The 14,037-nt window shown below is 71.5% G+C and carries 11 protein-coding genes; 1 reads left to right on the top strand and 10 read right to left on the bottom strand.

Annotated elements, in window-relative coordinates; translation table 11 throughout:
- Positions 1 to 4: 4 nt before the first annotated feature.
- The 9 genes from ACFQU3_RS15100 to efp form a co-directional block, all read right to left on the bottom strand.
- Positions 5 to 955 carry a dihydroorotate dehydrogenase gene (locus ACFQU3_RS15100; protein ID WP_385911169.1) on the bottom strand — a complete coding sequence of 317 codons (951 nt, stop codon included), beginning with the start codon at positions 953 to 955 and terminating at the stop codon, positions 5 to 7.
- Positions 955 to 1,845, bottom strand: a complete 891-nt coding sequence (locus tag ACFQU3_RS15095) for a dihydroorotate dehydrogenase electron transfer subunit (protein WP_385911167.1) — start codon at positions 1,843 to 1,845, stop codon at positions 955 to 957. The genes ACFQU3_RS15100 and ACFQU3_RS15095 overlap by 1 nt, the downstream gene beginning before the upstream one ends.
- Positions 1,842 to 5,174 carry a carbamoyl-phosphate synthase large subunit gene (gene carB, locus ACFQU3_RS15090; protein ID WP_385911165.1) on the bottom strand — a complete coding sequence of 1,111 codons (3,333 nt, stop codon included), beginning with the start codon at positions 5,172 to 5,174 and terminating at the stop codon, positions 1,842 to 1,844. The genes ACFQU3_RS15095 and carB overlap by 4 nt, the downstream gene beginning before the upstream one ends.
- A complete protein-coding gene (carA, locus tag ACFQU3_RS15085) occupies positions 5,174 to 6,481 on the bottom strand; it encodes a glutamine-hydrolyzing carbamoyl-phosphate synthase small subunit (protein ID WP_385911163.1) in 1,308 nt (435 codons plus the stop codon). Before carA ends, carB begins: the two co-directional genes overlap by 1 nt.
- Positions 6,478 to 7,815: a dihydroorotase gene (locus ACFQU3_RS15080; protein ID WP_385911161.1), complete on the bottom strand. Its 1,338-nt coding sequence runs from the start codon at positions 7,813 to 7,815 to the stop codon at positions 6,478 to 6,480. The genes carA and ACFQU3_RS15080 overlap by 4 nt, the downstream gene beginning before the upstream one ends.
- On the bottom strand, positions 7,812 to 8,834 hold the full coding sequence (locus tag ACFQU3_RS15075) for an aspartate carbamoyltransferase catalytic subunit (RefSeq protein ID WP_385911159.1): 1,023 nt from the start codon (positions 8,832 to 8,834) through the stop codon (positions 7,812 to 7,814). Before ACFQU3_RS15075 ends, ACFQU3_RS15080 begins: the two co-directional genes overlap by 4 nt.
- Positions 8,831 to 9,433 carry a bifunctional pyr operon transcriptional regulator/uracil phosphoribosyltransferase PyrR gene (gene pyrR / locus ACFQU3_RS15070; RefSeq protein ID WP_385911157.1) on the bottom strand — a complete coding sequence of 201 codons (603 nt, stop codon included), beginning with the start codon at positions 9,431 to 9,433 and terminating at the stop codon, positions 8,831 to 8,833. The genes ACFQU3_RS15075 and pyrR overlap by 4 nt, the downstream gene beginning before the upstream one ends.
- A gap of 255 nt (positions 9,434 to 9,688) precedes the next feature.
- Positions 9,689 to 10,102: a transcription antitermination factor NusB gene (gene nusB / locus ACFQU3_RS15065; RefSeq protein ID WP_385911155.1), complete on the bottom strand. Its 414-nt coding sequence runs from the start codon at positions 10,100 to 10,102 to the stop codon at positions 9,689 to 9,691.
- Between the two features lie 16 nt (positions 10,103 to 10,118).
- Complete coding sequence (efp, locus tag ACFQU3_RS15060; protein WP_385911153.1) at positions 10,119 to 10,682, bottom strand: elongation factor P; 564 nt, start codon at positions 10,680 to 10,682, stop codon at positions 10,119 to 10,121.
- 297 nt (positions 10,683 to 10,979) lie between these two features.
- On the opposite strand from efp, the gene ACFQU3_RS15055 reads away from it, so the two are divergent.
- Complete coding sequence (locus ACFQU3_RS15055) at positions 10,980 to 13,013, top strand: HelD family protein (protein ID WP_385911151.1); 2,034 nt, start codon at positions 10,980 to 10,982, stop codon at positions 13,011 to 13,013.
- A gap of 106 nt (positions 13,014 to 13,119) precedes the next feature.
- Here the strand turns inward: ACFQU3_RS15055 and ACFQU3_RS15050 are convergent, their stop codons facing one another.
- Positions 13,120 to 14,016 carry an intradiol ring-cleavage dioxygenase gene (locus ACFQU3_RS15050; protein ID WP_385911149.1) on the bottom strand — a complete coding sequence of 299 codons (897 nt, stop codon included), beginning with the start codon at positions 14,014 to 14,016 and terminating at the stop codon, positions 13,120 to 13,122.
- Positions 14,017 to 14,037: the final 21 nt, after the last annotated feature.

Below are 14,037 nucleotides of genomic sequence, written 5' to 3'. Positions count from 1 at the left end.
GCGGTCACCGGCCGTGGGCCACGGCGACGGCGTCGGTGAAGTGGGCGTAGCCCTTGGACTCGAGCAGCTCGCACAGCTCCCGCAGTACCCGGACCGGGGCCGACGGGTCGTTGAAGACGACGGTGCCGACCTGGACCGCGCTGGCACCGGCGGCGACGAGCTCGAGGGCGTCGCGGCCCGTGCGGACTCCCCCGACGCCGATGATCGGCACCGTCGGGATGCGTCCCTCGAACATCGCCTGACGCACCTGCCAGATGGCTCGCACGGCGACGGGCCGGATGCCGGGACCGGACAGGCCACCCGTGACGCCCCCGAGCTGCGGTCGCATCCGGTCGGTGTCGATGACCATGCCGAGGAGGGTGTTGATCATCGTCAGCCCGTCGGCGCCGGCCTTGACGCACGCGGCCGCGATCGCCGTGATGTCGGTGACGTCGGGGCTCAGCTTGGCGAAGACCGGGATGTCGCGCGGCAGCTGCTCACGCACCAGCGCGATGACCTTGGCCGACGCCATCGGGTCGCACGCGAAGACGAGGCCGCGGTTGGCGACGTTGGGGCAGGAGATGTTGACCTCGACGCCGACGACGGCGTCGAAGGCGCGGCTCGCGCGCAGGGTCGCCGCGACGTGGGCGTACTCCGTGCTCGAGCTGCCGGCGATGGACGGGAGCACGCGCGCACCGACCGATTGGAGCCAGGGCAGGTCCTCGTCGACGAAGACGTCGATCCCCGGACCCTGCAGGCCGATCGAGTTGAGCATGCCCGACGGGGTCTCGGCCATGCGCGGCGTGCCGCGGCCGGAGCGGGGGTCGGCCATGACGGACTTCGTGACGAAGGCCCCGAGCTCGGCCACGTCGAAGAAGCGGTGCAGCTCGCGACCGTTGGCCGCGCAGCCGGATGCCGTCATGAGCGGGTTCGGCAGGCGGCGTCCGACCCCGAGGTCGACGGAGAGGTCCACCATCAGTGACCACCCACCTTCGGGGCGCCAACGGCGTCGTCGGGGACGTGGGCGTGTCCTCCGTCGAAGGCGTCCCACCGGACGCGGTCACCGCGGAAGACCGGGCCTTCGACGCACGAGCGGACCATGCGCGTCCGGCCGTCGGCGCCGACGACGGGCATGACGCAGGTCATGCAGACGCCGACGCCGCACGCCATCGACTCCTCGACCGCGACCTGGGCCACGGCGCCGTGCGCCTCGGCCACCTGCGTGATCGAGTGCAGCATGCCCATCGGCCCGCAGCCGTAGACGACGCCGGCCTTCGTGCGGGTGATGATCTCGGGCAGCACGTCGCTCACCCACCCCTGCTGGCCGGCCGATCCGTCGTCGGTGGTGACCGTGACGCCGTCGCTGCTCCGTCGCGCCTCGACGACGCCGAAGAGCCGGTCCTCGCTCGCGGCACCGAGCACCATCTCGACGTGGCAGCCGCGCTCGCGCAGGTCGCGGGCGAGCCAGAAGAGCGGGGCGCTGCCGTAGCCGCCGCCGACGAGCACGCACGCAACCGGGTCGGTCGGCAGCGGGAACGCCTTGCCGAGCGGGCCGACGACGTCGATCGTGTCGTGCGGGGCGCGGTCGACGATCCACTGCGTACCGCTGCCGACCGCCGAGACGACGATCTCGACGGTGCCGCCGTAGGTGCCGGAGGGGCTGACCTTGTGGATCGAGAACGAGCGCCGGAGCAGCGTGCCCGACGTCTCGCCGCCGACCGCGAGGGCGACGAACTGGCCCGGTCGGGCGAGCTCGGCCACACCGGGCGCCACGAGGGTCAGGTGCTGGTACGCGCCGACCCGGCGGGTCGCGATGACCTCGGCGACCTCCTGGGCGACGCGGGCGCGCAGGGTGGCCTCGCTCATGCGCGGGCTCCGGCCCCGGCGAGCGACTCCCGCCGGCCGTAGAGGTCGAGGTCGCGGGCGTGGTCCTGGAGGGACTTGACCCGCACCTCCTCGGTCAGCTGCGCCTCGATGCCGAGGACGGCCGCCGCGAGGGTCGCGATCGTCGTGATGATCGGCTTGTCGGCGCTCGTCGTCGCCGCGCGGATGGCGTAGCCGTCGGCGCGGGCATCCTGGCCAGAGGGCGTGTTGACGACCATCTGCACGGTGCCGTCGAGGATGAGGTCGACGATGGACTTCTCGGCGGTCGCGTCCGTGTCGCGCTCGGTGATCTTGCGGACCACCGTGGCCTCGATGCCGTTGCGCTTGAGCACGGCTGCGGTGCCGCTCGTCGCGAGGATCGTGAAGCCCAGGTCGACGAGGCGCTTGACCGGGAAGAGCATCGCGCGCTTGTCGCGGTTGGCGACCGACACGAAGACCGCTCCGGAGCGCGGCAGTGCCGACCCGCTGCCCTGCTGGGCCTTGGAGAAGGCGGAGCCGAAGTCGACGTCGATCCCCATGACCTCACCCGTCGAGCGCATCTCCGGCCCGAGGAGCGAGTCGACGGCGACACCCTCCTTGGTGCGGAACCGCTTGAACGGCAGCACTGCCTCCTTGCACGAGACCGGCGCGTGCGCGGGCATCGTGCCGCCGTCGCCGGTCGGGGGCAGCATGCCCTCCTCGCGCAGCTCCTTGACCGTCGCGCCGAGCATCACGCGGGCGGCCGCGCTCGCGAGCGGCACACCGGTGGCCTTCGCGACGAAGGGCACCGTGCGCGAGGCGCGGGGGTTGGCCTCGATGACGTAGAGGATGTCCTGGGCGAGGGCGAACTGGACGTTCATGAGGCCACGCACGCCGATGCCCTCTGCGAGCTTGCGCGTCGCCTCCCGGACCCGGACCAGCTCGCCGTCGCCGAGCGTCGCCGGCGGCAGCGTGCACGAGCTGTCGCCCGAGTGGATGCCGGCCTCCTCGACGTGCTCCATGATCCCGCCGAGGTACATCTCGTCGCCGTCGAAGAGCGCGTCGACGTCGATCTCGATGGCGTCGTCGAGGAACCGGTCGATGAGGATCGGGTGGTCCGGCGAGGCCTCGGTCGCCTTCTCGACGTACGTCACGAGCGAGTCGTCGTCGTAGACGATGACCATGCCGCGGCCGCCGAGGACGTACGAGGGCCGCACGAGCACCGGGTAGCCGATCTCCCGAGCGATGACGAGGGCCTCGTCCGAGCTGTACGCCGTGCCGTGCTTGGGCGCGATGAGCCCCGCCTTGGCCAGCACCTGGCCGAAGGCCCCCCGGTCCTCGGCGAGGTGAATGGCACTGGGCGACGTGCCGACGATCGGCACGCCCTCGTCCTCGAGCGCCTGCGCCAGGCCGAGCGGCGTCTGCCCGCCCAGCTGGACGATGACCCCGGCGATCGGCCCGGCCTGGCTCTCGGCGTGGATGACCTCGAGGACGTCCTCGAGGGTCAGCGGCTCGAAGTACAGGCGGCTGCTCGTGTCGTAGTCGGTCGACACCGTCTCGGGGTTGCAGTTGACCATGACTGTGTCGAATCCCTTGTCGCGCAAGGAGAACGACGCGTGCACGCAGGAGTAGTCGAACTCGACACCCTGACCGATGCGGTTCGGACCGGAGCCGAGGATGATGACGGCCGGGCGCTCGCGCGGCGCCACCTCGGTCTCCTCGTCGTAGGTCGAGTAGTGGTAGGGGGTCGTGGCCGCGAACTCGGCCGCGCACGTGTCGACGGTCTTGTAGACCGGGCGCACGCCGAGGGCGTGCCGCACCCCGCGGACCACGGCCTCCGGCATACGCCGGATCGAGGCCACCTGGGCGTCACTGAAGCCGTGGCGCTTGACGAGGCGGAGCAGCTCAGGCGTCAGCTGGGCGGCGTCGGCGAGCATCGCCGCCACGTCGTTGATCAGGGCGATCTGGTCGAGGAACCACGGGTCGATCCCCGTGGCCGCGTGGACCTCCTCCACCGTGCACCCGCCGCGCAGCGCCTGCTGCACGAGGACGATCCGACCGTCGGTCGGGACCTTCGCCTCCTCGAGGGCGCGCTCCGCCAGGAGCTTCGTGACCTCGCCGTCCCAGTGGAACGACGCGCCCTTCTTCTCCAGCGAGCGCAGCGCCTTCTGGAGCGCCTCGGTGAAGTTGCGCCCGATCGACATGGCCTCGCCGACCGACTTCATCGTCGTCGTCAGCGTCGGGTCGGCGGCCGGGAACTTCTCGAAGGCGAACCGCGGCACCTTGACCACGACGTAGTCGAGCGTCGGCTCGAAGCTGGCCGGCGTCTCGCGCGTGATGTCGTTGGGCACCTCGTCGAGCGTGTAGCCGATGGCCATCTTCGCGGCGATCTTGGCGATCGGGAAGCCGGTCGCCTTGGACGCCAGGGCGCTCGACCGCGAGACGCGCGGGTTCATCTCGATGACGATGATGCGGCCGTCACGCGGGTTGACGGCGAACTGGATGTTGCAGCCGCCCGTGTCGACGCCGACCTCGCGGATGACGGCGATGCCGATGTCGCGCAGCCGCTGGTACTCGCGGTCCGTCAGCGTCAGCGCCGGCGCGACGGTGATCGAGTCACCGGTGTGCACCCCCATCGGGTCGAGGTTCTCGATCGAGCAGACGACCACGACGTTGTCGGCGTGGTCGCGCATGACCTCGAGCTCGTACTCCTTCCAGCCGAGGATCGACTCCTCGAGGAGCACCTCCGTCGTCGGGGAGTACTGTAGGCCCTGGCCACCGATGCGGCGCAGGTCGGCCTCGTCGTAGGCGAAGCCCGAGCCGAGCCCGCCCATCGTGAAGGACGGGCGCACGACGACCGGGTAGCTCAGCTCGTCCGCCGCAGCGAGCAGCTCGTCCATCGAGTGGCAGATGATCGACCGCGCCGACTCGGCCCCGCAGCGCTCCACGACGCCCTTGAAGGCCTCGCGGTCCTCACCGAGCTGGATGGCCTCGACGTTGGCGCCGATGAGCGGGCAGCCGTACTTCTCGAGGACGCCGTTCTCGTGCAAGGAGATCGCGCAGTTGAGGGCTGTCTGGCCGCCGAGGGTCGCGAGCACCGCGTCGGGGCGCTCCTTGGCGATGATCGCCTCCACGACCTCGGGGGTGATCGGCTCGACGTAGGTGGCGTCGGCGAACTCGGGGTCGGTCATGATCGTCGCCGGGTTGCTGTTGACGAGGATGACGCGGATGCCCTCCTCGCGCAGCACCCGGCACGCCTGCGTGCCGGAGTAGTCGAACTCGCAGGCCTGGCCGATGACGATCGGGCCCGATCCGATGACGAGGACGCTCGTGATGTCGTCGCGCTTGGGCATTATTCGCTCGCTCCGCTCGTGTGTTCGGCGCTTTCCTGCGTAGCGCCTTCCCTCCTCGGCTCGCTCGCTTCGCTCGCCTCGCTCGTCAGTCCAGGCGCGACGCGCGCCGAACGTTCTTGGTGGGTGGTCTGTCTGTTCGTCATCAGCTCCACGAAGCGGTCGAAGAGGTAGGCCGCGTCGTGCGGGCCGGCGGCGGCCTCGGGGTGGTACTGCACCGAGTAGGCGGGACGGTCGAGGCACTCGAGCCCCTCGACGACGTCGTCGTTGAGGCACACGTGCGAGACCCGGACGCGGCCGTATGCCGTGACACTGTCCTCGTCGAGCGGGGCGTCGACGGCGAAGCCGTGGTTGTGGGCGGTCACCTCGACCTTGCCGGTCGTGCGGTCCATGACCGGCTGGTTGATGCCGCGGTGGCCGTACTTCAGCTTGTACGTGCCGAAGCCGAGCGCCCGGCCGAGGAGCTGGTTGCCGAAGCAGATGCCGAAGAACGGCAGCTCGCGGTCGAGCACCTCGCGGAGCAGCGCGACCTCGCGCTCGGCCGTCGCGGGGTCGCCGGGGCCGTTGGAGAAGAAGACGCCGTCGGGGCCGTCCTCCCCGACCGCGAGCACGTCGTCGATGGTCGCGGTCGCCGGCAGGACGTGCACCTCGATGCCGCGCTGCGCCATGAGGTGCGGCGTCATCGCCTTGATGCCGAGGTCGATCGCTGCCACGGTGAAGCGCTTCTCGCCCACGGCGCCGACGGCATACGGCTCGGCGGTCGTGACCTCGGCGGCGAGCGCGGCGCCCGCCATCTGCGGGCTCGTGCGCACGGTGTCGAGCAGCTCGGCCTCGGGTCGGTGGGCGGCCTCGCCGCTGAAGATCCCGACGCGCATGGCGCCGCGCTCGCGCAGGTGGCGGGTCAGGGCGCGGGTGTCGAGCTCACAGATGCCGACGACGCCCTGCTCGTCGAGCTCGTCCTCGAGGTCGCGCGTGGCCCGCCAGTTCGAGGAACGGATCGCGGGGTCACGCACGACGTAGCCGGCGACCCAGATGCGTGTGCTCTCGTCGTCCTCGGTATTGACGCCGGTGTTGCCCACGTGCGGTGCGGTCATGACGATGACCTGCCGGTGGTAGCTCGGGTCGGTGAGCGTCTCCTGGTAGCCGGTCATGCCGGTCGAGAAGACCGCCTCGCCGACGGTCTCGCCGAGGGCTCCGTAGGACGCGCCGCGAAAGGTGCGGCCGTCCTCGAGGACGAGGAGGGCTCCCTCGCGGGTGCGGCCGGTTCGTCCGTCGCGGCTCGGCACGGTGAGCGGTGTCTGGGTGGTCACAGGTTGGCCCCTGAGGTCGTCGCGTTCGTCAGTTCTCGTCGGGTGCCCGCTCCGTCGCGGACGTCGTGCGTGACGCGCCCCGCGAAGACCGTCGCCATGACGGCTCCGCGCAGGGTGCGTCCGTGCCACGGGTTGTTGCGCGAGCGGCTGCGGCTCGCGGCGGCGTCGACCGTGACCTCGCGGTCGGGGTCGACGAGCGTCACGTGGGCCGGGCTGCCCAGAGCCAGGCCCTGCCCCTGGTCGGAGAGCCGGCCGATTCGGGCCGGAGCGGTCGACATGACGCGCGCCACGTCGGACCAGTCGAGCCTGCCCGGCTGCACGAGCACGTCGCTCACGACCGACAGGGCCGTCTCGAGCCCGAGCATGCCGAACGCCGCGTCGACGAAGGCGTGCTCCTTGTCGTGCCGGGCGTGGGGTGCGTGGTCGGTGGCGACGGCGTCGATGGTCCCGTCGACGAGCGCCTCCCGGAGCGCCTCGACGTCCTCGGCCGGGCGCAGCGGCGGGTTGACCTTGTAGACGGGGTCGTAGCCGGCCAGCAGGTCGGTCGTGAGGACCAGGTGGTGAGGCGTGACCTCGGCCGTGACGTCGATGCCCTGCGCCTTGGCCCAGCGGATCACCTCGACCGTGCCGGCGCTCGACACGTGCGCGACGTGGACGCGCGAGCCGGTGTGCCGGGCGAGCATGACGTCGCGGGCGACGATCGACTCCTCGGCGATGCCGGGCCAGCCGGGCAGACCGAGCCGACCGGAGACCTCGCCCTCGTGGCAGCAGGCCTCGCGGCCGGCGAGTCGCGGGTCCTGCGCGTGCTGGCTGACGACGCCGCCGAAGGGCTTGACGTACTCGAGTGCGCGACGCATGATCCGCGCGTCGTGGACGCAGTGGCCGTCGTCGCTGAAGACGCGGACCTTCGCGCGTGAGCGGGCCATGAGGCCGAGCTCGGCGAGCTCGGCGCCCTCGAGGCCCTTCGTCACGGCGCCCACGGGAACCACCTCGGTCAGCCCGCACGCACGCCCGAGGTCGTGCACGCGTTCGGCCGCCTCTGCGGTGTCGGTGACCGGGCTGGTGTTGGCCATCGCGAAGACGGCCGTGAAGCCGCCCGCGGCGGCCGCAGCGGAGCCGGTCGCGATCGTCTCGGCGTCCTCCCGACCGGGCTCGCGAAGGTGCACGTGCAGGTCGACGAGGCCCGGCAGCGCCACGAGCCCGTCGGCGTCGAGGACGTCGGCGTCGCGCGGCACGGAGAGCGAACCGATCTGCGTGATGACGCCGTCCTCGACGAGCAGGTCGGCCGCCTCGGCACCGAGCAGGCGGGCGCCGCGGATCACGAGGCGAGTCATCGGGCGGCTCCTTCGGTGGTGCGGCTGGTTGGGGCCGAGCTCGCGGCCGGGGCGGCGGTGGCCGCCGGTGCGGGCGTGTCGTCGCCCGCGAGCAGGTGGTACAGCACGGCCATGCGGACGGCGACGCCCGCCGAGACCTGGTCGAGGACGACGGACTGCGGCGCGTCGGCCGCCTCCGGCGCGATCTCGAGCCCGCGGTTCATCGGGCCGGGGTGGAGCACGAGGACGTCCTCGTTGCGCGCGACGAGCCGGTCGAGCCGGTCACGGGTCAGGCCGTAGCCGACGGTGTACTCGCGGGCCGTCGGGAAGTACCCGCCGCTCATCCGCTCGCGCTGGACCCGGAGCATCATGACGGCGTCGACGGGGTCGTCGCCGTCGAGGACGGCGTCGAGGTCCCAGCTCGTGGCGAAGCCGTCCGCCTCGCTCCACGCCCCGATGCCGCTCGGCATGAGCGTGGGCGGGGCGACGACAGTGACGCGCGCGCCGAGCGTCTTGAGCGTGATGACGTTGCTCCGGAAGACCCGAGAGTGCGTCAGGTCGCCGACGATGACGACGTGCCTGCCGTCGAGGTCACCGAGTCGCGTGCGCAGGGTGTACGCGTCGAGCAGCGCCTGCGTCGGGTGCTCGTGCGTGCCGTCGCCTGCGTTGATGACGCTGCACCGCACCCACTTCGCGACCTGGTGGCAGGCGCCGGACGCGTTGTGGCGGATGACGAGGGCGTCCACGGCCATGGCGTCGATCGTCATCGCCGTGTCGCGCAGGCTCTCGCCCTTGCTCGTCGAGGAGCCCTTGGCCGAGAGGTTGATCGTGTCGGCCGACATCCACTTGCCCGCGATCTCGAACGAGCTGCGGGTGCGGGTCGAGTCCTCGAAGAAGAAGTTGATGACGGTGCGACCGCGCAGGGTCGGGACCTTCTTGACCTCGCGCCGCTGAAGGTCGTGCATCGAGGCGGCGGTCTCGAGGATGTCCTCGACGTCGCGACGGGTGAGGTCTGCGGACGAGATGAGGTGGCGGGTCATCGCGCCTCACCCCCGCTGATGCGCACGACCTCGAGGCCGTCGACCTCGGCGACCCGGACGTGGACCCGCTCGTCGCGCGACGTCGGGAGGTTCTTGCCGACGTGGTCGGCGCGGATGGGCAGCTCGCGGTGGCCACGGTCGACGAGCACGGCGAGGCGTACGGCGCGGGGCCGCCCGAGCTCCGAGAGCGCGTCGAGCGCGGCCCTGATCGTGCGGCCCGAGTAGAGGACGTCGTCGACGAGGACCACGACCTTGTCGTCGATGCCGCCGTCGGGGATGCGGGAGCGATGGGCCGCACGCACGGGGTTGCGGCGCAGGTCGTCGCGGTGCAGCGTGATGTCGAGCTCGCCCACGGGGACCGCGTGTCCTTCGACGTCCTCGATGCAGGCGGCGAGCCGGCGGGCGAGGGGAACGCCCCTCGAGGGGATGCCGAGCAGGACGAGACCGTCGCTGCCCTTGTTGCGCTCGAGGATCTCGTGACCGATGCGCCGCAGCGCCCGCGAGATGTCCGCTTCGCTCATGACGTCGCGAGCGTCCTCGGGGATGCTCGAGCGGTCGTCGGACGGCTGGGTGAGTGCGCTCAGGTCAGGGCAGGCCATCGCCGCTGGACCTCCTTCCCCGCCTCACAGGACGGTGGTTAAAGGATGTCTTCGCGACGGAGTCTAACGCGGCGCCGCTCCGGTGCTGACACCGGTCCGCGCCTCGGCACGTCGCGGTCGCCCGACCCGACGGCGCCACCCGGACGTGACGGAGCCACCCGGACGTGACGAGGCCACCTGGACGTGACGAAGCCACCCGCGCGCGGGTGGCTTCGTTCCGCGAGGGTGGCTGCGCGGGTCGTGCGTCCTGCGAGGTCAGACGATGGTCGCCTTGACCTCGGCCAGCCGGGCCAGCAGCCCGTTGACGAACCCCGGCGACTCGTCGGTGGACAGCTCGGTCGCGAGCGCCACGGCCTCGGAGATCGCGACGGCGTCCGGGATCTCGTCGTTCCAGAGGACCTCCCACGCGCCGAGGCGCAGCACCGCCCGGTCGACGGCCGGCATCCGGTCGAGGGTCCAACCCTGGCTGTAGTCGGTCAGCGCGGCGTTGATGTCGTTCCACCTGGCGACCACCCCGCGCACGAGGTCCGCGGTGTAGGGGTTGTTCGCGGCCCGCGACTCGCGGTCGAGCAGGCGCTCGTCGAGGAGCGTCTCGGCGTTCATGCCGCGTTGGTCCGCCTCGAACAGGATGTCGAGGGCCCGCGAACGGGCTTTGCTGCGTGCTGCCAAGGGAGTTCGCGTCCGCTCAGTCGTTGACGCGGCCGAGGTACGACCCGTCGCGGGTGTCGACCTTGACGCGCGTGCCGGTCTCGAGGAAGAGCGGCACGTTGATCTGCGCGCCGGTCTCGAGCGTGGCGGGCTTGGTGCCACCGGTCGAGCGGTCGCCCTGCAGGCCCGGCTCGGTGTGGGTGATCTCGAGGACGACGGACGCGGGCAGCTCGACGTAGAGCGGCAGGCCCTCGTTCGTCGCGACGATGGCGTTCTGGTTCTCGAGGAGGTAGTTCGCGGCGTCACCGACGACGGTCTCCGACACGTGGAGCTGGTCGTAGGTGTCGGTGTCCATGAAGACGAAGTCGGTGCCGTCCTTGTAGAGGTACTGCATCGTGCGCTTGTCGACGTTGCTCGTCTCGACCTTGGTGCCGGCGTTGAACGTCTTGTCGACGACCTTGCCGGAGAGGACGGCCTTGAGCTTGGTGCGCACGAAGGCGGGGCCCTTGCCGGGCTTCACGTGCTGGAACTCGACGACGGACCAGAGCTGTCCCTCGATGTTGAGCACCATGCCGTTCTTCAGGTCGTTGGTCGAAGCCATCGTCACAAACCACTTTCGTATGCCGGCCGGTCGGAGCGTGCGGATGGCACGCCGGAGCGCCGGGCGTTCGCTGTCTTGGGGAGTTGCCGCGCAAGTCTATCCGTGGGCGGCGTCGAACGCGGAATCGCCGGCTCCGGCACGGGGTAGGCTGGCCCGTTCCCCCGGTCCCCGCGATCGACCCTCGCGACCGACCCTCGCCAACACCCCGCAACACACCGAGCAACCGACAACACACCCGCGCCCGATCCCGGTGTGTTGTGGGTTGCTCGGTGTGTTGCCCTGCAGGAAAGGCAGCACGTGTCCTCGCTCGACTCCGAACTCGCCCGGGAGCAGGCCTACCTCGACGACGCCCGCGAGCAGCTCGGCCGGATGCGGCGGCTCGCCGAGTCGCTAGACGCGTCGAAGGCGAGCGACGCCGTCTCGGGCGAGGTGCTCGGCTGGGTGCTCGCGCGCCGCATCGCCTCGCTGCAGGACGACCCGCGCACCACGCTGTTCTTCGGTCGCATCGACGTCGACCCGCCGGGCGGACCCGCCGAGCGCTTCCACATCGGCCGCCGTCACGTGTCCGACGAGGCCGGCGACCCGGTCGTCGTCGACTGGCGGGCGCCGATCTCGACCGCCTTCTACCGGGCGTCGCGGCTCGAGCCGATGGACGTCGTGCTCCGGCGGCGGTTCGGCGTCGACCGCGGCCGTCTTACCGCCCTCGAGGACGAGCACCTGCGCGAGCCACAGGCGTCGGGCGACACGACGGCCGGGTCGCTGCTCGCCGCGGAGATCGAACGGCCGCGCACCGGCCCGATGCGTGACATCGTCTCGACCATCCAGCCGGAGCAGGACGAGATCGTGCGCAGCGACGTCGCCGTCAGCGTGTGTGTCCAGGGCGCGCCCGGCACCGGCAAGACCGCGGTCGGCCTGCACCGCGCGGCCTGGTTGCTCTACTCGTTCCGCGAGCGCCTCGACCGCTCGGGCGTGCTCGTCGTCGGGCCGAACCGTGCCTTCCTCGACCACATCGGAGCGGTCCTGCCGTCTCTCGGCGAGGTCCGCGTCGGTCACGCGACGGTCGAGACGCTCCTCGACCACGGGCGCGTGCGCGCCGACGAGCCCGCCGACGTCGCGACCCTCAAGGGTGACCCGCGCCTCGCCGCGGTGCTGCGTCGCGCCGTCTGGTCGCAGGTCGCGCGTCCCACGGAAGCCCTCGTGGTGCCGCGCGGCGTGCGCAGGTGGCGGGTGCCGGCATACGAGGTGCAGGTGATCCTCGACGAGCTCGCGGCCCGCGGCGTTCGCTACTCGGCCGCGCGCGACCTGCTCCCCCAACGCCTCGCCCATCACGTGCTGCTCGAGATGGAGCGCGCCGGTGAGGCGCCGGACGACCGTGTCCAGGACGCCGTCGCGAAGTCGCCGGCGGTGAAGGCGTACGTCAGGTCCGTCTGGCCGGCGCTCGACCCGCAGGCGGTGCTGCACCGCCTCTGGTCCGACCCCGACGCGCTCCGCGCCGCTGCCGGCAACGACCTGAGCGGTGACGAGCAGGCGATGCTCTTGTGGCACAAGCCCGCTCGCACCAAGGGAGCGTCCAGGTGGTCACGAGCAGACATGGCGCTGCTCGACGAGCTCGACGACCTGCTGCGCCGCGTCCCGAGCCTCGGACACGTCGTGCTCGACGAGGCTCAGGACCTCTCCCCCATGCAGCTGCGCGCCGTCGGCCGGCGCGCCTCCACCGGCTCGGTGACAGTGCTCGGCGACATCGCGCAGGGCACGACGCCTTGGGCGACGGCGTCGTGGGAGGAGGCGATGCGCCACCTCGGAAAGGACCGCCACGACCTGGTCGTGCTCGACCGCGGGTTCCGCGTGCCGGCCGTGGTCATCGAGTACGCCGCCCGCCTGCTGCCCGCGATGGCCCCGGGTCTCGGGGCGCCCGTGTCGGTGCGCGACAACCCAGGACGCCTCGAGCTGCGCCCGGCGGACCCCGGCTCGCTGGAGGCCGCGGTGGTCCATGCCGTGCAGGCCGCAGCCGCCACGCCGGGCTCGGTGGGCGTCATCGCGCCGGACGCGATGGTCGAGACGGTCTGCGCCGCACTCACGGTGGCCTCGGTGCCGCACGGCCGGCTGGACGTCGACCACGGTGACGACGAGGACCACCAGGTCGAGGTCGTGCCCGCGACCGTCGCCAAGGGTCTGGAGTTCGACAGGACGGTCGTCGTCGAGCCCGCTGCCATCGCCAGGGCCGAACCCGACGAACGCACCGGCCTGCGCCGCCTCTACGTCGTGCTGACCCGTGCCGTGTCCGAGCTGACGATCGTGCACGCCGAACCCCTGCCTGACGCCCTGACCTGACCTGACCTGACGACGGTGCAAAGTGCCCACTCGACCTCCTCCCCCTGTCGAGTGGGCACTTCCACCCCGTCGAGTGGGCACTTTGCACTCGGGCCCGGGCCCTGGCTCAGACGCCGATCGTCAGGGCAGCGGTGTAGCCGGACGAGACGCTGCCGGACATCGTCGCGAGCTGGTGCACGCCCGCGTCGTCGCCGAAGACGTTGTCGCGCTCGAGGCTCACCTGCGACAGGTTGCCGACGCTCTGCTCGTAGCCGCTCGTCGCGTAGACCGCGTCGCACGCCGCATTGGGCAGCGCGATCTGCGACGTCTTGACGATCGGCCCGCTGGACGTGGCGTCGGCGACCTTCTCGTAGACCTCGAAGTGGATGTGCGGCCAGCGCCCGGAGTAGCAGGCCGGGAAGATCGAGGTGAACGTCGCCGTGCCGGACTCGTCGGTCGCCTGGACACCGCGCAGGTAGTTCTCGTCCTCGGCGCCCTGGCTGTACATCGAGTAGCGGCCGTCACGGTCGCAGTGCCACGCGTAGACGGCGGCCCCGACGAGGGCGGAGCTCGTCGAGAGGTCCTTGACCGTGAGCTTGATCGTCAGCGGGACGCCCTCGGCCGTCGTCGTCGAGGTGCCGAAGCTGCTGCGGATGTCCTGACGCACGATGCCTGAGTCGTCGAGGACGTTCTGCCCGTTCGACCCGTCGCCGGGGTACGGGCCGGCGGTCTCGTCGGGCGCCTCGACGAGGGCGGCGTCCGTGGCACCCGACGTGGCGGCGGACGTCGCGGCGGACGTGGCCGCGCTCGTCGACGCCGTGCCGGCCGAGGTGCTGCCGGTCGACGCCGGGGTCCCGCTGCTGCACGCCGCGAGCGCACCCGCGACCCCGAGCCCCCCGAACAGGCTCAGCGCCCGTCGGCGGTTCACGAGGGTCTGGATGTCGAAGACCAGTCCGCGGTCGTGGTCCTCGATCTCGTTGCCCTGCTCGTCGAGCCACTCGAGCTCGGGTGTGCTGGTTGCCATGGTCTGCCTTCCGTCGCGGGG

Origin of the sequence: Terrabacter sp. GCM10028922, from assembly GCF_042666095.1 — a bacterium.
Taxonomy (GTDB): Bacteria; Actinomycetota; Actinomycetes; order Actinomycetales; family Dermatophilaceae; genus Terrabacter.
Note: the sequence above shows the minus strand (reverse complement) of the source record. Positions and strands in the feature narration are given on the sequence as shown.